The following is a 17,886-nucleotide window of genomic DNA, read 5'->3' on the forward strand; positions in this document are numbered from 1 at the left end:
GGGGAATTGAGATGCGTCGTGCCATCCAGGCCATGGCCATGGGCCTGTTTGCCCTTGCCGGAAATGCCCAAGCCCAGAATGCCGATCTGATCTTCGGTGAACGCACGGCAGCGCTGGCGATGGACCAGCATTGCGCCCTGTTCACCGACCGCCAGCGCGCCGCCCTCGAAGCCGCAAGACTGCAAGCGCGCGGGGCGCTACTGCGCAGCGGTATCAGCCCGGCCCAACTGCAAGCCTATGGCGATGAGTTTGCCAATGATGCCGGCGCCCGCGCCTGCGATGCCGAAGAGACACTGGCAATGCGCGCCCGCGTCCTGACCGCCTTTGAAGGCTATTTGCGCGTTCCCAACATGGCCTTTCCGGGCGAGACCTACTCCTGGACCGCCGACCGACAGATCATCACCGACGAGCCAGTCTGGGCTCTGCTCGAAGATACGGGCCGTATCCGCACCGGGATCAGCTCGGTCGATGGCGAACTCCGCTTCACCGTCGCCCTGCCGCGCGGCGGCAACTATATCTCCGCAATCCTGGTGATGCGTGACATCGCGCGCGCACCAAGGCTGTACGATCCGACCATGGGCGGCATGTTTGCCGGTCCCGCCAACGCATCATGGGCCCGCTGGACGCCACCTGACTATGCGCGCAAGCTTGTCTGGGCCAGCGATCAGATGAACGGACCAGCGGCAGACGCCCTCGCCGGCGTGGCACAAGGCCATGTGTTCCGTTTTCCGGTTTCTGTCGTGCAGCAGCTGGCTGCGCTCGACCCGCGCGAAACGGCGCATATCGATTTGATGGACCGCAATGGCGAGCGCATTGCTTCCGAATATTTCGAGATTGGTGATTTTGCCGCGGCGATCGCATTCCTGCGCGCGGCAATCCCGGACGATTCCGAGATTGATCTGCCGGAGAGCTGAGGCGTCGCGCCTCAGGCCGCGCCGGCAGCCAGCGACTGGGAGGCTTCCTGAGCGCGTTCGATTTGCTGGTGCACATCGAGCCGTCGCAGCGTGTCGACCTGGCCCCGGGCCTGTTCCAGCACGGGCAACGTCACGGTGATCGTGGTGCCGACGCCCTTGGCACTGGCAATCGACATTGTGCCCCCATGCAGCCCCGCCAAGGCCCTCACCAGCGACAGACCGAGCCCGGTGCCGCGATTATCAACTTCGCGCGCGCTGGCAGCCTGGCGATAGGGTTGGCCCAACCGTGCGGCTTCCTGCGGATCGATGCCGATACCGCTATCGCCGACGGCGAGGACCAGATCCGGACCGGAGACCCGCACCATCACAACGACGGCGCCGCCCTCTGGCGTGAATTTGACGGCATTCGAGAGCAGGTTGAGCATGATCTGGCGCAAGGCCTTGCGGTCCGCATTGACCAGGATCGGTTGGTCACCTGGTTCGACCGTCAGGCTCAGGCCGGCTTCCTCGGCCTGCAGCCGCATCATCTTGACGCTGAGCCCGACCACTTCGGAAATATCAAAACTCTCGCGCGACAGATCATAGCTGTCGGCCTCGATCTTCGACATGTCGAGCACGTCGCCGATCAATTCCATCAAATGCTGGCCGCTCTCATGGATCAGATCGGCATATTCGGCATAACGCGCCGGCATCGGACCAAACAGGCGCGCCTTCATGACATCGGAAAAACCGATGATCGCATTGAGCGGGGTGCGCAATTCATGACTGACCGAAGCGAGGAATTGCGATTTGGCCCGCGCTTCCTCGAGTGCGCCAGCGCGCGCTTCTTCGGCCTCACGCAGCGCGTCCTCGGTCTCGACGGTGCGATCCCGGGCGATCACTGACACTGAGCCGCCCGTGATCGGACGCGCATCCAGACGGACCCGTTCGGCAATGCCGCGCTCACCACGCACGCTCAATAATTCGCTCAGCGGCCGGGCGGCGGCACGTTTGGCGGCATGCAACAGCTCGGCGCGATCCTCGTCTTCAAAGCCCAGATCGGCCAATGGCAGATTACCCAGGTCACGCGGCAGGCCGGGCGAGAGCTCGCGAACGCCTTGCGAGACGGCCAGAATATTGCCCTCGCCATCGCACGCCAGCAGCGCCGCCGGGGCCGCATCGAAAGCACGGCTGCGGACACGGCCATGTTCGGCCTCGCGGCTCGCCAGATCATTGGCGCGGATCGAACGGATCGCGGCGCAGGCAAATCCGTAGGCGATCACGAGCACTGTACCGAGCACGAAGGGAAGATGATAATCCACCGCCGCTGGCTGTGGCTGGATAAAATCGGTGAGCTGCAGGCCCGCAATGGTCAGAGCGGCAAGCCCGGACATCGCACCAGCCTTCACGATGGCCTCGCGATCACCGTTGGCCGCAGCCATCGCCGGCGCGAGCAGGAAGGCCAGCACGCCCATACCGGTCACACCGCCACCAGAAACCGCAACTGCCGCTGCGAGCGAAGTCCACAGCATCGCCAACACGAAGCGTTCGAACGCGCGATCGAGCCTCGGCTTGAGCACCAGACCGGCAATCGCCGGAAAGGCGACGGCCAGCAGGCCCGCGCTTTTGAGCCAGAGTGGACCGTCCAGGATGGGCCACAGCACAGGGACGGCGGCAGCGACCGTGCCAATCCAGATCAGATTGGCGACAGGGCTGGCCCGATGGGCGATCCAAGCAGCAATATCTCGTTTTGGCGTTTGCATATTTTCCCGTTGCGACTCAGCGCAAACCTCATCTCGCAATCTTTGCCTCGGATGTTAACAAATACTGAATCTTAAACTTTTGTCATTTACGCTTTCGGCTTGGAAAGTCTGCCGCCAATCGATGTATTTCTCCGCTTGGAGACGGGTCACGTCCGGGGCACACTACCCGTTCACAGGGTTACGGAGGCAAAACCCGATGTTGATATCCATTCTTGCTGCGCTGGCATTAACGACGACGCTCGGCAGTGACGATCAGGATGTGGCGGCAGACCAGCCCCCGGTCTTGCAGCTCGAGGCCATTGATGTAGCGCCTGCTGACCCGCTCCGCAGCACCGCCGGCGACTACGCCGCCTATCATGGTGTAGTCGCCGACCTGCGCTCGGCTCCGATCGGGTCCGGCGAAGACCTTGATTCCGCGATGGACCGCTTGACGGCCTTCTATGTCCACGACCGGCTGGTGAGGGCCTGGATCGCCTATACGTCACTGATTGCCGCCCAGCATCCCGAATATCTCGACGATGTCCGTGAACTGGCCGATTATTACGGGGCGCAGGCGGCAATGTCCGGCCTGCTCTACGACCCGACCTATGCGATCAGTTTTACCCACGCCGACACCGCCGAGGCTTCAGTGGTCGATGCGCTCGAGCGCGACAGCGCTGAAATCCGTGAAGTCAGCGATCGCTACCGCGCCGCCGCCTATGATCTGCAATCGACCCGCTGGGCCCTGGCGCGGTCCGGGGATCGCACCGACCGGCTCTCGGCGCTACAACATGCCGGTTCCGGCCCGAGCGTGCCCCTGAGCGACGACTTCCTGCTCTCACTCGATTCCCGGCTGCAGGGCGTCGTGCCCGCCTCAGCACTTTATGATCACCCCGAGATCGCACGCATCGGTGCTTACACCACGCCGCAATTATCCCTCACGATTGGCCAAGCCGCGATCGATCCCGACCGCGACCGCATCGGGCGCATTCTTTCGGTCGCCGCCCTGCAGGCCATCTCCAATGATCCGAGCCAATCGACCGAGCTGATTGACGCCCTGCTCTCCGATCCCGTCGTGGAGCGTTGCCTGACCTGGGCCCGTCTCGATCTGCAGCAATGCGTCGCGGCCGGTCATTTCAAATATGAGGACAGCTTCTGTATCGCTGAACATGCTCTGCTCGATGTCAGCCGTTGCCTTGGCGTCACGGCAGCAACAGGAACGGATTCGGGCGATGGCGGTTAGCGGGCTTCAAACCTTAATGAAAAGTGTATCGATCAGGGACAAGTTCAAATTTTAAACAAAAACCCTGCTCCAGTTTTGCACGCCGTTTCCGCTAATGTCCGGAATCGCGTGCAATAGCTGAAAACCTGACCTAGCCTCAATCCTGCAACTGATGTCGGTACGCCCCGACGGAAGTCAGGTGTGAGGTGTGTTGATGATGTTCTTTTTACGAGCTGCGTTCTGGCTGGCGATTGTGTCGGTCTTCGTCCCGCAAGATTTTGCGGGCGACGCCCTGAATATGCACTTCGATACCAATAATGCGCGGCAGATTGACGCCAACCTGGCCGTCGATGACTGGTGCGTCGAGCGTACAGCTCTGTGTGAAACCGGAGCCGAAGCAGTGCATTTCGGTGGGCTGATTGCTGAATTCGCGATGGTGAAGATCGGCTCGGCCATCGAGCAACACCAAGCCGAGAACTCCTGAGCCTGACGGTCAGACGACCGCATCTACACCTTGATCGATTCCGCAGCGCGCCTTAACTCGTGCCTGTGATGACCCAGACCCCCATTCAAGCTGAAATCGAAGATCTGGTCGAAGAGTTCGACCTGCTGGACGATTGGGAACAGCGCTATCGCTATCTGATCGATATGGGCAAGGCCTTGCCGCCTTTGCCCGAGGCCGACCGCAACGAGGCGACCCGTGTCCAGGGCTGCGTCAGCCAGGTCTGGCTGGTGGTCGAACCGGGCGAGGATGACCGCCTGATTTTTCACGCCGATAGTGATGCCCACATCGTGCGCGGCCTCGCTGCCCTGTTGTTGCGGCTCTATTCCGACCGTAGCCGCGAGGATATTCTCTCGGTCGATGCGCGTGATGTGCTTGGCCGGATTGGCCTGTCAGAGCATCTTTCACCACAGCGCTCCAACGGGCTGACCTCGATGATCGGTCGGATCCGCGGCGCGGCAGGCGTCTAAATCCGCATTCCATAGTGCCGGGCCAATTGCTGCAGCGCCAGTTTCAGCACCGTCTTGCCGGAGCGCTGGGCCCAGCCAAAGCGGCGTTCGACAGCGCCGATACCCTCACCGCGAATACACACCGCCATCAAAAGCTGATCCATCCCCGCCCCAACCGCGGCCAGCGCGTTCATCACCCGGTCCTTGGCCGCAATGGCCGCCAGCGTCGCCGCCTCCGGTCCGCCGCGCCAGCCCTGCGCCCGGCCACTCGCCGTCAGGGACCAGTTGCGCGTCGTATGCTGGTGCAGGCTTGATTGCGCGTGATCGACACAAAATCGCTCGCCGGCCGCGCGTTCAAGCGGATCGAGCTGCGCGGCCCAGGGCCCGAGCGTGCCTTCACGCCGATTGGTTTTGACGCGGTGCATTTGCCCGCCTCTGGAGAGAATCTGCGTGTCGACCATCTCGCGGTGCTGGGCGGCGAAGTCGGCGCCCTCTCCACTCTGACCGCCCGCCTCGCGTTGCAATGCCGCCTGCCCGTCGGCACCAAGCTCGATGCCGTCGTCGGTTTCGCTAAGCAGACCCCGGGCCAGCGCCTCGCGCAATTGGGCCGTGTCGAGCCGGGCCAAGGGCCGGCGCCGGCGATCACCGGCGGGATAGACCGCGAACCGGCCGCTGCCATCACTGCACGGCTTGAGCACGGCGCCCGCGCGTGACAGATGGCGCAGCCAGCGTGGCAGGGGCGCGGGCATCAGGCGGGATCCCCAGGCTGCGGTGCGGCGCGCAGGCAGGCCTCCAGCGCGTCCATCGAGGCATCAAAGCCGCGATCATCACGCTGATCCTCGATGCGGTGACAGGCATGGGCCGCCGTCGAGCGATCACGCCCGAAGGCTTGGGCGACCCGCGTCAAGGACAGCTCGAAGGCGATATGGGCGAGATACATTGCCACCTGGCGAGCGAAGGCCGCCTCGCGCGAGCGGCGGGTTGGGGCCTCCAGGTCGTCCTGCGATACACCAAAGGCGTAGGCGACGGCACTTTGGGCCAATCGGGCGCGGGCAACATCGTCGCGCGCCAGGAATAATGATTGTGTCATTTTGCACTCCCGGACTTGGCAGACCGGAATGCCCTTGCGGCGGTCCCGGCAGACCCATTTTAGGAGGGCTACACCCAGGCGGGGATAATATTCCTATTTGATAGGTAAAGAAAGGCCGCGCAACCCCTACGTGTCACGCGGCCAGAACTCTCAATACCCCACTGAAATATCAGGGAGAAAAATAGGCGATAATCAACACGATGGCGAGCAATGCGCTGGTCCAAATCGCCAACATCCCACTGGGGATATCCCGGCTCAGCGTGCCCATAGGACTGAATACCTGATACAGCCGACCGCCAATTCCGCGCATCGCCCGATCCCAGGCATTGCCTGCCGCCGCCGACATCCGGTCGAGCATCAGCCACACCCAACGGGCGAGACTGTCGCCAAAGCGGCGATAGACCCAGTCGAAGTCGAGATTGACCGAGCGCTTCTCTGACGGATAGGCCCCGATCCGCATCAGCAGCGCAAAAGCGAAGATCGCGCCCAGCAAGAGCTGCATCTGTCCGACGATATGGTCGAAGGTATAAGGCGCGTAGATCGCATCCTGGAACGGCAGAAGATCGTAGAGCTTGCCGTAATTGATGCCGAGATAGACGCACATCAGCGCCGCCAGCCCCATCGCCATCAGCATGTTGACCGGCGCTTCGCGGACACGCCGGCCACTATCATGGCCGAAGAAGGCGAAATACGGGATCTTGATGCCCGAGTGCTCGAGCACACCGGCGGACGCAAACAGCAGCATGATCCACACCACCCAATGCCCGTCCTCGGCCACAGCGGCGAGGATCATGGATTTGGTGACGAAGGCCGAAAACAGCGGGAAGGCCGAAATCGTCATCGCGCCGATGATGCAGAAGAAGGCCGTCAGCGGCATGGATTTGAACAATCCACCCAGCTCGGATGCCTTGGTGGTGCCGACGCGGTGCAGCACGGCCCCCATGCTCATGAACAACAGGCCCTTGAAGATGATGTCGGCGAAGGCGTGCGCGGCGGTACCGTTGAGCGCCAGATTCGAACCAATACCAATGCCGACGACCATGAAGCCCAGCTGGTTATTGACCGAATAGGACAACACCTTGCGCAGATCATTCTCGACCACCGCGAAGAAGACCGGGAAGACGGTCATGATCGCGCCGATATAGATCAGGCTCTCTTCGCCGGAAAAACCACGCAACAAGGCGTAAATCGCCATCTTGGTGGTGAAGGCAGAGAGGATGACGGTGCCAACCACCGTCGCCTTGGGATAGGCGTCCTGCAGCCAGTTGTGCAGGAAGGGGAAGGCGCATTTGATGCCGAAGGCGATGAAGATCAGGAAGCCGCCCGGCGAATCCAGACCAATATGATCGAAGGCCCAGCTACCCGTTTCACCGGCATGGATAATGGCGCCCACCAGCAACAAGACACCCGACAGGACATGAATCGCCAGATAGCGTAGGCCGGCCTTGGTCGCTGCCTTGTTGCGCGCGCTCCAGATCAGGAAAACTGAAGAGATCGCCGTCAGCTCCCAGAACATGAACAACGTGATCAGATCGCCGGCAAAGACCGCACCCAGTGCACCGCCGGCATAAATCAGCCCGGCCGCATCGGTGACGCGGTCTTTCTCGTGCAGGCCATAGAGCCCGTTGAGGAAGGCGGCGATGATGAAGATCAGGCTCCAAATACGGCTGATCGCGTCATAACGCAGGGTTTCGAGGGTGAAACCGCCAAACTCCACGACGCCATAGGTCCCCAACTCCAGCGAGTACCAGCACCAGCCGGCCAGGATCGGCGCCAGCAGGGCCAAGACCTTGCGGACATTATTGTTGGGGACGATAGCGGCAATCAAGCCGCCAAAAATAATCGGCCAAGCCGGAGAGATATGGGTGAAGAGCTCACTCATCGCCGGCCTCCCCATCCCAATAATTCTCCTCGCGGCCGAGGAAACGGCGGATCACGAACCAGCCCCCCATCACAGCCAGCACGAAAGCGCCAAACCCCGCCAGGGCGTAGAAGCCCGGCATTTGCGCGAATTCCAGATAATCATGGCGATGATGGACGAAATCGATGGCGCCGAGCCCGATGGCCAAGGCGCCGAGCACCCAAACCAGGCTGGCGGTGAACCATTTCGACTCGAGCCACAAAAACGGCCGCGCGATCGGATGGACCGGATCGTCTTTTTTGCTGGGTTTCAGACTCATAGCGCTGACTCGACAATCGCGACCGGCTCGAACACGGGCAGGAGATAATCCCGCAAGGGTCCGATCAGGAAGAACAGGACGATGACGCCAGCGGCTGTAATCACCGGCGGCAGGATCACCAGCATCGGTGCCGGCTTCTTCAGCTTGGCCTCTTCCGGCGGTTCGAAAAAGCCGCGGACCGAAGGCGGTAGCAGATAGGCGATATTGAGGATGGAGGATGCAACCAGCGCCACCGCCAGGATTATATGTCCGGACTCGAACGTGCCTTGCAGCAGGAACAGCTTCGGCCACATCCCGGCCAGTGGTGGCAGGCCGATGATCGACAGCGCCCCGATCGTATAGGCGCCAAACAGCCACGGCATGTGACGGCCAAGCCCGTTGAGCTGCGAGACATTGGTCTTCTTGGTCGCGGTATAGATCGCACCCGCGCTCATGAAGAGCGTGATCTTGCCCCAAGCGTGCATCACGATCTGAAGCGCCCCGCCCAGCATGGCCAGCGGCGAGCCGAGCATCACGGCCAGTGTGACATAGGACAGCTGGCTGATCGTCGAATAGGCCAGCCGCGCCTTGAGATTATCCTTGGTCAGCGCGATCAGCGAGGCCAGAACGATTGTGCCTGCGGCGATCCAGGCCAGCGGCAGCGCCGTCGGTGTCATCGCGATCAGGGCCGGTCCGAAGATATAAGTGCCGATCTTGAGCATGGCGAACACACCCGCCTTGACGACGGCGACCGCGTGCAGGAAAGCGGACACCGGCGTCGGTGCAACCATCGCATTGGGCAGCCAGGCATGCACCGGCATCAGCGCCGCCTTGCCGATACCAAACGCGAACATCACCAGCAAAATACCGGAAATCAGCGGCGTCGCATTATTGATCGCCAGCAGGCCACCGGCGACGAAATCGGTCGAACCGGCGAGGAATTGTGTCGCGATCACCGCCGGCAAAAGCAGACCGATCGAAGTGCCTAGCAGCAGGGTCAGATAGATCCGGCCACCACGCCGCGCCGCCGCATCGCCCTTATGGGTGACCAGCGGATAGGTCGAGAGCGTCAGCACTTCATAGAAGACGAACATCGTCAGCAAATTGCCCGACAGGGCCACGCCCATCGCTGCCGCGATCGCGATGCAGAAATAGACATAGAAACGGGTCTGATGCTTCTCATTATTTCCGCGCATATAGCCGATGGAATACAATGAGTTGACTAACCAAAGCCCGCTCGCCACGGCGGCGAACAGCGCCCCCAGCGGCTCGAGCGTGAACGTCAGCTCCAGCCCGGGTGCGATCGAGGCGAGAACCAGGGTCGGATTGCTCGGCGCGATCTCGACCAGATAGGCGACATTGAGCGCCAGCAGCACGCCGGCGACGAGGGTCGCGCCCTCCCGGAAATTCGGACGATTGCCAAGCAGAGCGACCATGACGCCGCCAAGCGACGGAATGGCCAGCGCCAGGGCCAGAGCCAGTTCGGGAGTCCACATCGGCTAGCGCCCTCCCATCATGGCTTCGGCCGCCGCCTGCGCCAGATTCACCAGCGGGGCGGAGTCGAAGAAGAAATACACATTGGCAAAGGCCAGGATCAGCAGTGGCACGGTCATCGTCCAAGGCGCCATCGTCTCCGCCACGACCTTGCCGTGATGGGTCGGCGGCTCTTCCATCCAGATCGCCATCAGCATCCGGCCAACATAGACCAGCGCCAGCAGGGACGAGAAAATCAACGCCGCGACGGCCCACCACCAGCCCTTTTCGAGCGCCGCGATGATGAGATACCATTTCGAGGTGAAACCGACCGTCAGCGGCACGCCAACCAGCGACATTCCGCCAACCGTGAAGGCACTGGCCGTGACCGGCATGGTGCGTCCCAGACCGGCCAGGCCGGCAACACTGCGAACACCGAATTTCAGCGCGAAGGCGCCGAGTGCCATGAACAGGACACCCTTCATCATCGCGTGGTTCATCAGGTGCAACAGGCCAGCCGACAGGCCCGCTTTCGTGCCCATGCCGAGGCCGAGCATCATATAGCCCACTTGGGCGATCGAGGAGTAGGCGAGCACGCGGCGCGGATCCATCTGGAAGATCGCCTGTGCCGAGGCGACGATCATGCCGACCGTGCCGAGCACGGCAAATATCCAGGTAAAGGCAATCGCCACGAAGCTGACTTCCGGATGGAAGACCGAGAACAAAAAGCGGATCAGGACGTAGAAGGCCACTTTCGTCGCCGTCGAGGCGAGGAAGGCGGAAAAGAAGCTCGGCGCAAAGGTATAGGCGTTGGGCAGCCAGACATGCAGCGGGAACATCGCCGCCTTCAAGCCCAGTCCGACCACGATGAAGGCAAAGGCCGCCTCGGTCACCCGGGTGTGGCCATTCTCCGCCAGCACACGCGCGATATCAGCCATGTTGAGCGTGCCGGTCGCCATGTAGAGGAAGCCAACGCCGATCACGAAGAAAGTCGCGCCGATCGTGCCGAGGATCAGGTAGTTATACGACGCCGTCAGCGCCCGCCGATCCTTGCCGCCGCCCATGCCGACCAGGGCATAGGTCGAAAGCGAGGACACTTCCATGAAGACGAAGACGTTGAAGGCATCGCCCGTGATGGTCACGCCGAGCAGGCCGGTAAAACAGATCAGGAAAGCCGAATAGAACATCGGCTGCTTGGACGGTTCGATCTCGTCAGCCACGGAAGGCAAGGCGTAGATCGCGCACAACAGGCCGATCAGGCCCACCAGAACCAGGATCGGGACATTCAGTGCATCGACGCGATATTCGATACCCAGCGGCGGCGCCCAGCCACCGAGATGATAACTGACCACCCCGGCCGACGAGACTTCGCCCAGCAGGACGAGGGCGAGCACTGCGGCGACAATCGCGGCGAGCAAGGCAACGCCCCAAGCCAGCCGGCCATTGGGCATCAGGGCGGCAATCGGTGCGAGGATCAGCGGGATCACAACCAGCAGCACAGGCGCATGCGCGGCGATCGCCGCCGGCAGAAGATGGGCCAGAATATCCATTACCCGGCAGCTCCCGTCTCATCCGAATAATCGGCCGCTTTCAACGCGTCGTCTTCAAGCACGCCATAGGCTTCCCGGATGCGCACCACCAGAGCCAGTCCGACCGCCAGTGTCGCGACACCGACGACGATGGCCGTCAGGATCAACACATGGGGCAAGGGGTTGGAATACAGCGCCGCCTCGGCGACATGGCCTGCGGCAGCGGCCGCATGGTCACCGGCAGGGGCAGCATGACCCTCCGGCAGGATCGGCGGCTGACCGCCAAACACCTTGGCCATATTGATATAAAACAGGCCGACCGAGGTTTGGAACAGCGACAGCCCGACCATGCGCTTGACCAGGTTGCCGGTCGCGAACACCACATACAGACCCGTCATCATCAGGATAAGGATCGGGATGTAATTGAACCGTTCGAGCAGGATATCGAGCATCTTACCAGTCCTCGTCCGGAATATCGGGGATCCGCCCGGCAAAGGCGTAGAACACCGACAACATCACCGAAGCGACCGTGCACAGCACGCCAATCTCGATCAGCATGATGCCGTAATGCTGACCGGTATGGTGAGCCTGGTCGGGATGAAGCGCGTCGTAATCGAGATAGTTCAGGTGCTCGCCAGCCCCCATCATCAACATCGCCGCGATGCCGACACCGGCATAGAGCAGCAGGCCGAAAGCGGCGCCAAAGCGCAGTGCGACCGGTGGCACGGCGCGGCGCGCCTCTTCGATCCCGAAGATCAATGCGTAAAGGATGACGGCGACGGCGACGATGACACCGGCCTGAAACCCGCCGCCCGGACCGAAATCGCCATGGAATTGCACGTAGAGACCAAACAGCACGATCATCGGGATCAGCAGCTTGGAGACGACTCGCAGGATCAGGTGAGGATTCATCGCGCCGCCTTCCCCTTTTTTGGTTTTGTTTTTGTTTTCGGGTCACGCCGCTTGGTCCCAAAACCGAGCAGCAGGATCACACCCAGGCCAGCGGTGAAGATCACGCTGGTCTCGCCGAGCGTGTCATAGCCGCGATAGCTGGACAGCACGGCGGTGACGACATTCGGCACGGCGATATCTTCAGGTGTCCGCTCCAGATATTGGAGCCCGACATAGGCATTGGCCGGCGAATTAGGATCACCATAGATGGGCATATCGGGCACGGCATAGAGCAAGGCTGCCCCTGCTGCGACCACGACAGCGAGCGCGGCCCAATGGCGCGATGGCTTGGTCGGCTCGCTCTCACGAGCGGTCAGCAGCATCGCGGCGAGCAGCAGGACGGTTGAGATCCCGGCGCCAACAGCGGCTTCGGTAAAGGCGACATCGACCGCGTCGAGCGAGACGAACCAGGCCGCCGAAAGCAGGCTGTAGACGCCCATCAACATCACGACGGCAAACAGATTGCGCAGCCTCACAATGGCGAGACCGACCGCAAGCAGCATCGCGATCAGGGCATAGTCGAGATATTGCGTCAGATCGCTCATGCCTTGCCGTCCTCTTGCTCAAGCTCGCGCGGGTGCGCCGGCTTGAAACGCGCCAGGTCCGGCTTGAGGCCGGCGCGGTGAGCGGCATTGGCCACGGCATGGGTCGCCGTCGGGCTGGTCAGAAAGAGCAGCAGCGCCACAAGGCCCAGCTTGGCCATGGTCTGCCAGTCGCCCGCCTGCAGGACGAGGCCGAGAATCACCAATTCGGCGCCCAACGTATCGGTCAGACCGGCCGCATGCATCCGGGTGTAGAAATCGGGCAGACGGATAACGCCGATCGCGCCGGCCAGCACAAAGATCAGGCCCACCGACATCGAGGCGACACTCAGGGCAAACATCAGATGATGTACAAGCTCTGCCAGGGTCATCACGCATCCTCCCCGTCAGCGGCACGTCGCATCGACATCTGGGCCAGGGACACATCGAGTGAGCGGTAGCGGAAGAATTTCAGGATCGCGATTGTCGCGACGAAATTGATCAGGGCATACAGCATGGCGATATCGATCGCGTCCTGCCGCCCGGACAGCGCACTGAAAACCAGCAGGAAAAGAATCGTTTTGGTGCCGAAGGAATTGGCCGCCAATATCTGGTCATACAGGGTCGGCCCGGCAAACAGGCGCGCCAGCATGATCGCCATCGCACCGGCCATGCCGAGCGCGATCACAAAATTGAACACGCCCATCACGAGACCTTCCGCTTGCCGTCGGATGCGACATCCGAGCGGGCGCCCATTTCTGCGAAACCGAGCGGATCGGTAAAGCTGGTGTCGAGAGCATGGACCAGGAAGCCGTCCTCCTCGACATCAACCGTCACTGTACCGGGCGTCAGTGTGATCGAATTGGCGAACACGGCGTGTCCCAGTCCGGAGCGCTGCTCGGCCGGCACCCGAACCAGACGCGGCTCGACATCGATCTCTGGACGCATCACCAGTTTCAAGACAGCCAGATTGGCGTTGAGGATTTCGCGGCCCAGCCACAGCCAATAGATCATCAGCGGCAGGCTCGGCAGGATCGGCACGGTCTCACGGTCAACAATGCGCATCCGGAAGGCCAGAGCGACCGTGCCGATGACACTCAGCACGCCGAAGCCGATCACCAGCGGATACTCGCCCGACAGTGTGTATTGGCCCGACAGGGTAAGCCAAAGCAGGGTCAGAATAACCGTCAAACCGGCGCCGTAAGCCATGGAAACTCCCCGCACACATCCTCGCTTGCTTGGGCTTTTAACCCGAGATTTAGGGCTTGACCAGACAAGCGCAGCGATAATCGCAGATAGCCTGTTGGGCGAGGATCAGCGGGGCGTTTCGCGTCAGGGGCGAGCGAGCGTCATCGATGCGAGCCACAGCGCGGCTGGCCAGTTCAGCGCTTGTCGCCATCCTCAACGGACAGGTTCCAATAACGCAGAACGGTCTGTGCTTTTTCGACCGACAGGCTGTCATAGACCTTGCGCGCCTGCTCGACGGTTTCATGCTGCGCCGAACGCCCCAAACCGGTCCAGAAGCCCGCGAAAGCCGGCCATTTCAGCCCCGTCGCCTTGCACAGGATCGCCAGGGCTTCACCGGCCATGTCGTCGAGCATCCGGGTCAGCAATCGTTTGTGGATCCCGGCCAGAATCGCGATCTCCGAAACCAGTTCCGGCTGCGCACCCTCAAGACAAAACGTATCGATGACGCCCTCGAGCGACCCGTAAGGGCTCAGGTCGGAGGCCTCACGATTGCGCTGGCGGCGATCAATATAGCGCAGCACCCGTGAGACCAGCGGATCGTCCCAGCCTTCGACCGACACCATCGGGAAAATATCTTCGGTCGAATCGATCAGGATCGTGCGATCGACGGCAAAGCGTTCGAGGATCTGGAAGCGCTCGCGGTGTTCGCAGCCCCAGAACAGGCGGAAAGCCTGGGCCGGGCGCAATTCCGGGCGCCGGATCAGAAGCGTCGCATAGCGCAGCTCATCCTGGGCCGCGCCGACCAAGCGGTCGACCGTGGGGGCCGCCAGCGCGGTGGTCATGTTCTTCAAAACGCATTCGATCACCGGCGGTTCGCTGCTGGCCACCAGCGCGGCGGAGATGATCTCGCTGATCGCCTCACGGCGCGCAACGGCCATCCGGTGCTGCAGGCTGCCCGTTTGGACAATTTCGAGCAGGTCAAAATCGGTCAATGCCCGGCAATCTTCGAGGATGGGCTGGGCGATCTCAAACTCGTCGCAGGCGAGGACGCGCAATAGTCGCGGCGGCGCCTCCATCAGACCGGCCAAGCGGCGGGCGCAACGCTGCCGGATTGAGGCATCGCTGGCGCGCAGGATATCATACAGAAGATCGGCCACGATCCAGCGCTCACCGGGCGTCAGCCGGCTCGATGGCAGACCGACAATATCGGCCAGCCGCCGTGCCAACACATCGCGCGCACGCTGGGGCGCCGGCTGATTCAGCTCATATGACTCGGCATTCGCCATTGCGACCCGTCTGCTCCGTTTCATCTGCGCCAACAGAATGGCCGGGTCTTGTTAATGAATGGTACGCGCGGCGTGCAGGCGCACTGCTGCGAGAGCAAAACGGGGTAGGCTGATCCGCTTGACATTGGCCTTGCGCAGGCTACAGCTTGAAGCCATGAACGCGACCCAACGACGGCTTTCGACTTCTTCACGGGTGTGTCCGATCGCGGGCATCTGACCCTCGGCCCGGTCGCGTCGCGCCCCGGTCGGGGGCGCATAGGCTGGCGTTTCACAATGCGGTTCACGCATCGCTGACAAGCCGGCCCGATACGCGGCACAGTTTCCAGATTTCACAGTTTGACCGTCGCGATGCCCCAGGCACGCGTGCGGCTCCAGTTCTTATGAGGAGGTCAGCCCATGGCTGCCGCAACCAAACGCAAACTCAAGCCCGCCATCACGATGACCCGCTCCGATCATGAACGATTGTGGAGCCTCGCCGACTCCCTGCCCGACAGCGCCGCCAATGTCGCCGAACCCCTGCTCGTCGAACTCGACCGGGCCCGCATCGTTGCCGATGGCAAGATCGCGTCGAAAATCATCCGCATGGGGTCCAGCCTCTGCTTCACCAGCGATCTGGGCGATGACAAGCATGTCACCCTGGTCTTCCCGGGCGAAGCCGATATCGAAGCCAACAGGATCTCGATCCTCACCCCGATCGGTGCCGCCCTGATCGGGCTCTCCGCCGGCCAGACGATCGACTGGACCTCGCGCGACGGCCGTGTCCACCGCCTGACCGTCAAAAGCGTCACCCAACCCGGCGACGCCGCCAAAGCCCCGGCTGCCGGTGAATTGCAAACTTGAGGGCACGGTAAAAGGGGACAGGAATAATTAACGCGCCACCGTGCGGGTTCGCCCCTGCCAAAAACGGGGACACTCACCATATTTAAGTTTCTAAGCGCCTGAATTAACGGGCGTATCATCAAATTTATTGGTGAGTGTCCCCGTTTTTTATGTCGCTCTCACCACCTAGCGACACCTTGAGACAGGCTTAGATTATTACGATCGCTCGCGGTTAGGACACAATGATAACGGAGAAAATTCCGCGACCATCAAGGGTTTGGATGATCCGAGAAACTCCACCAGCACTAGCATTTACTGCATAAGTCCATCGGGTCTCCAAAACGCGTCCATCGACATCGATGACATTAAAATCAAATTGGTACCGAAATACGCCGACCTCGCTTGTCGCAGCGACCTGCATAGATATTGAGATTGCCTTGTCGACTGACTGTTCATCACCCATCAGCGCATCAACGGTGTCAGTTGAAAGCTGTCCGAGAATGGTCTCCTCGTTCAATATTGTGGCAAGTTGAAACGAGTTACCTAATCCGGTGGTTGTCGAAACATCGGCTGCAGGAACAACCATCATCTCAATTCGCCACGCCGTGCTTTCTACTCCAACCGCAACGACGGGAGATGCGAACACGTTTCCCAAACCCAAAACGGTTATCGCAAATAATGCGATCAGAATGCTAGTCGCTGCTACCAGCGGCAACCAAACCCAGTGAACATAAAACCTGCCGCTGGAGTATCGAGAGATTGCCGCTCTCATCACCGAGCTGGCGGTCGTGTTACGCCGTGTAGCCGCATCCAAGAAATTGTCTTTTTCGCGCTTTGATAATCGTACTTCCAATGAGTCTGTTTTTTTCATATCGGCGTGATCGTTCATTTGGTTCCCCTTAATCGAAGAAAACGACATTCGGTGCTGTCGATCTAGAGGTTTCGTGTCATGACGTTGTAGTATTTTGGTCCAGACACGGCCCAGCCCTTTCGCGCCATTCAGGTGTCGGCTTCACGACAGTCGACGATATTCAGTCAATTCGCGTCGTGAAACCCGTGTGGAAATGTCATTCGCCATAAATCCCTCAATAACGTTATTGCGACGTTCCAGAATGGTGCGATGCGGTGATATTTCGGCACATTCCGATGGCATGAAGGACGAGTGTTCAGATGGCGCGAAAATCGAAGCTTGGCGATAAATCAGCGCGGCTCGAGGCCAATGCCAAGGAAGTTCAAGAGCGGGGCTTGTCAGCTTGAAACCGCTTGAGTGCGCGGTCAGCGCTCCCTAGCTTCGCTCGAAGCGCAATCCATTCAAATATTTCAAGCGTCGCTCGAAATCATCCGCGTAGCGGTGATGATGTACATCCGCTTTCCGCTCTCGCTGCGAAACGTCGACGACCTGCTCCACGAGTGCGGGATCGATATCTCTCACACACATTTACTTCCAGACTTAACTATCTCCCCCCCTTGCGAGGGGAACCACTTAAACCTCCAGCCGCTCGCGGCGTGGAGATTTTGCTGTGTCCTTTAATATCTCACCGCCCGAGCAGCTTGCGCAACGCATCCCGGTCCAGCCAGACCAGCACCAGCGATAGCACAAAGAACGGCACCGCCATCATGAACAGCATCGGGCTGAACTCATAGCCACCGCCCGGTGCGAAGGCGACCGGGGCGTTGATGCCGAGCCAGGGGGAGAGATGGAAGCCGAGCGCGCCGCCCGTTACACCAGCGGCAAGCAGCGCTCCCACGCCGCGCAGGCGTCCGGTGAATGTGGCGAGCAGGATCAGCGCTGCGGCGGTGAGTTCGCCGACACCGACCATCAGACGGATCACCGGCTCGAACAATTCGATCCCCGAGGTCGCGGCGATATAGGCAAAGACCGGATTGGCGGCGCCGAATTTTTGCGCGCCCATAAAGACCAGGAAGGCGGCGACAAGAATACCAAGGCCGATACGGAAATATTTCATGGCAATCGCTCCAGGCGTTGAGGAAGAGTTTTCCATTGCGGATCGAGAAAACTTGCTTGGCGCCAACATGTTGCTAGACAGTCCATGACGCCAGT

General features: G+C 61.0%; 21 protein-coding genes. 5 read left to right on the plus strand and 16 right to left on the minus strand.

Annotated features, from left to right (window positions below; all coding sequences use genetic code 11):
- The first annotated feature begins 11 nt into the window (after window positions 1–11).
- Window positions 12–914, plus strand: coding sequence for a hypothetical protein (locus tag AAC029_RS12970; RefSeq protein WP_339748453.1), 903 nt, complete (start codon window positions 12–14; stop codon window positions 912–914).
- A gap of 11 nt (window positions 915–925) precedes the next feature.
- Here AAC029_RS12970 and AAC029_RS12975 read toward each other — a convergent pair whose 3' ends face one another.
- On the minus strand, window positions 926–2,656 hold the full coding sequence (locus AAC029_RS12975) for a HAMP domain-containing sensor histidine kinase (RefSeq protein WP_339748455.1): 1,731 nt from the start codon (window positions 2,654–2,656) through the stop codon (window positions 926–928).
- A gap of 196 nt (window positions 2,657–2,852) precedes the next feature.
- Here AAC029_RS12975 and AAC029_RS12980 point away from each other — a divergent pair, with 196 nt between their 5' ends.
- The 3 genes from AAC029_RS12980 to AAC029_RS12990 all read left to right on the plus strand — a co-directional run bounded on the left by AAC029_RS12980 (window position 2,853) and on the right by AAC029_RS12990 (window position 4,829).
- On the plus strand, window positions 2,853–3,878 hold the full coding sequence (locus AAC029_RS12980) for a hypothetical protein (RefSeq protein ID WP_339748457.1): 1,026 nt from the start codon (window positions 2,853–2,855) through the stop codon (window positions 3,876–3,878).
- A 193-nt stretch (window positions 3,879–4,071) separates the two neighbouring features.
- Window positions 4,072–4,341 (plus strand): hypothetical protein, encoded by a 270-nt coding sequence (locus AAC029_RS12985; protein WP_339748459.1) that lies wholly within the window; start codon window positions 4,072–4,074, stop codon window positions 4,339–4,341.
- 68 nt (window positions 4,342–4,409) lie between these two features.
- Window positions 4,410–4,829 (plus strand): SufE family protein, encoded by a 420-nt coding sequence (locus AAC029_RS12990; RefSeq protein WP_339748461.1) that lies wholly within the window; start codon window positions 4,410–4,412, stop codon window positions 4,827–4,829.
- Here AAC029_RS12990 and AAC029_RS12995 read toward each other — a convergent pair.
- From AAC029_RS12995 to AAC029_RS13055, 13 genes are all read right to left on the minus strand, one after another.
- The gene (locus tag AAC029_RS12995) at window positions 4,826–5,557 is read right to left on the minus strand and encodes a DUF6456 domain-containing protein (protein WP_339748463.1); all 732 of its coding nucleotides are present in this window, start codon (window positions 5,555–5,557) and stop codon (window positions 4,826–4,828) included. The genes AAC029_RS12990 and AAC029_RS12995 overlap by 4 nt on opposite strands.
- A complete protein-coding gene (locus tag AAC029_RS13000; protein WP_339748465.1) occupies window positions 5,557–5,898 on the minus strand; it encodes a helix-turn-helix domain-containing protein in 342 nt (113 codons plus the stop codon). The genes AAC029_RS12995 and AAC029_RS13000 overlap by 1 nt, the downstream gene beginning before the upstream one ends.
- A 169-nt stretch (window positions 5,899–6,067) precedes the next feature.
- Window positions 6,068–7,780 (minus strand): Na(+)/H(+) antiporter subunit D, encoded by a 1,713-nt coding sequence (locus tag AAC029_RS13005; protein ID WP_339748467.1) that lies wholly within the window; start codon window positions 7,778–7,780, stop codon window positions 6,068–6,070.
- Window positions 7,773–8,078, minus strand: coding sequence for a hypothetical protein (locus AAC029_RS13010; protein ID WP_339748470.1), 306 nt, complete (start codon window positions 8,076–8,078; stop codon window positions 7,773–7,775). Before AAC029_RS13010 ends, AAC029_RS13005 begins: the two co-directional genes overlap by 8 nt.
- Window positions 8,075–9,553: a proton-conducting transporter membrane subunit gene (locus tag AAC029_RS13015; protein ID WP_339748473.1), complete on the minus strand. Its 1,479-nt coding sequence runs from the start codon at window positions 9,551–9,553 to the stop codon at window positions 8,075–8,077. Before AAC029_RS13015 ends, AAC029_RS13010 begins: the two co-directional genes overlap by 4 nt.
- A gap of 3 nt (window positions 9,554–9,556) precedes the next feature.
- The gene (locus AAC029_RS13020) at window positions 9,557–11,080 is read right to left on the minus strand and encodes a monovalent cation/H+ antiporter subunit D family protein (RefSeq protein ID WP_339748475.1); all 1,524 of its coding nucleotides are present in this window, start codon (window positions 11,078–11,080) and stop codon (window positions 9,557–9,559) included.
- A complete protein-coding gene (locus AAC029_RS13025) occupies window positions 11,080–11,511 on the minus strand; it encodes a cation:proton antiporter subunit C (RefSeq protein ID WP_339748478.1) in 432 nt (143 codons plus the stop codon). The genes AAC029_RS13020 and AAC029_RS13025 overlap by 1 nt, the downstream gene beginning before the upstream one ends.
- Before the next feature lies 1 nt (window position 11,512).
- A complete protein-coding gene (locus AAC029_RS13030) occupies window positions 11,513–11,971 on the minus strand; it encodes a Na(+)/H(+) antiporter subunit B (protein WP_339748480.1) in 459 nt (152 codons plus the stop codon).
- Window positions 11,968–12,555 carry a DUF4040 domain-containing protein gene (locus tag AAC029_RS13035; RefSeq protein ID WP_339748482.1) on the minus strand — a complete coding sequence of 196 codons (588 nt, stop codon included), beginning with the start codon at window positions 12,553–12,555 and terminating at the stop codon, window positions 11,968–11,970. Before AAC029_RS13035 ends, AAC029_RS13030 begins: the two co-directional genes overlap by 4 nt.
- Window positions 12,552–12,923 (minus strand): monovalent cation/H(+) antiporter subunit G, encoded by a 372-nt coding sequence (mnhG, locus tag AAC029_RS13040; RefSeq protein WP_339748484.1) that lies wholly within the window; start codon window positions 12,921–12,923, stop codon window positions 12,552–12,554. The genes AAC029_RS13035 and mnhG overlap by 4 nt, the downstream gene beginning before the upstream one ends.
- Complete coding sequence (locus tag AAC029_RS13045) at window positions 12,923–13,237, minus strand: monovalent cation/H+ antiporter complex subunit F (RefSeq protein WP_339748486.1); 315 nt, start codon at window positions 13,235–13,237, stop codon at window positions 12,923–12,925. Before AAC029_RS13045 ends, mnhG begins: the two co-directional genes overlap by 1 nt.
- Window positions 13,237–13,740: a Na+/H+ antiporter subunit E gene (locus AAC029_RS13050; protein WP_339748489.1), complete on the minus strand. Its 504-nt coding sequence runs from the start codon at window positions 13,738–13,740 to the stop codon at window positions 13,237–13,239. The genes AAC029_RS13045 and AAC029_RS13050 overlap by 1 nt, the downstream gene beginning before the upstream one ends.
- 173 nt (window positions 13,741–13,913) lie before the next feature.
- Window positions 13,914–15,005 carry a DUF2336 domain-containing protein gene (locus AAC029_RS13055; RefSeq protein ID WP_339748492.1) on the minus strand — a complete coding sequence of 364 codons (1,092 nt, stop codon included), beginning with the start codon at window positions 15,003–15,005 and terminating at the stop codon, window positions 13,914–13,916.
- 396 nt (window positions 15,006–15,401) lie between these two features.
- Here AAC029_RS13055 and rnk point away from each other — a divergent pair, with 396 nt between their 5' ends.
- Window positions 15,402–15,845 carry a nucleoside diphosphate kinase regulator gene (gene rnk / locus AAC029_RS13060; RefSeq protein ID WP_339748494.1) on the plus strand — a complete coding sequence of 148 codons (444 nt, stop codon included), beginning with the start codon at window positions 15,402–15,404 and terminating at the stop codon, window positions 15,843–15,845.
- Between the two features lie 211 nt (window positions 15,846–16,056).
- Here the strand turns inward: rnk and AAC029_RS13065 are convergent, their stop codons facing one another.
- Both AAC029_RS13065 and AAC029_RS13070 read right to left on the minus strand, forming a co-directional pair.
- Window positions 16,057–16,713: a hypothetical protein gene (locus AAC029_RS13065; RefSeq protein ID WP_339748497.1), complete on the minus strand. Its 657-nt coding sequence runs from the start codon at window positions 16,711–16,713 to the stop codon at window positions 16,057–16,059.
- Between the two features lie 646 nt (window positions 16,714–17,359).
- Window positions 17,360–17,791 carry a hypothetical protein gene (locus AAC029_RS13070; RefSeq protein ID WP_339748499.1) on the minus strand — a complete coding sequence of 144 codons (432 nt, stop codon included), beginning with the start codon at window positions 17,789–17,791 and terminating at the stop codon, window positions 17,360–17,362.
- Between the last annotated feature and the right edge of the window lie 95 nt (window positions 17,792–17,886).

The organism is uncultured Maricaulis sp. (assembly GCF_963975345.1).
In the GTDB taxonomy this organism is placed as follows: domain Bacteria; phylum Pseudomonadota; class Alphaproteobacteria; order Caulobacterales; family Maricaulaceae; genus Maricaulis.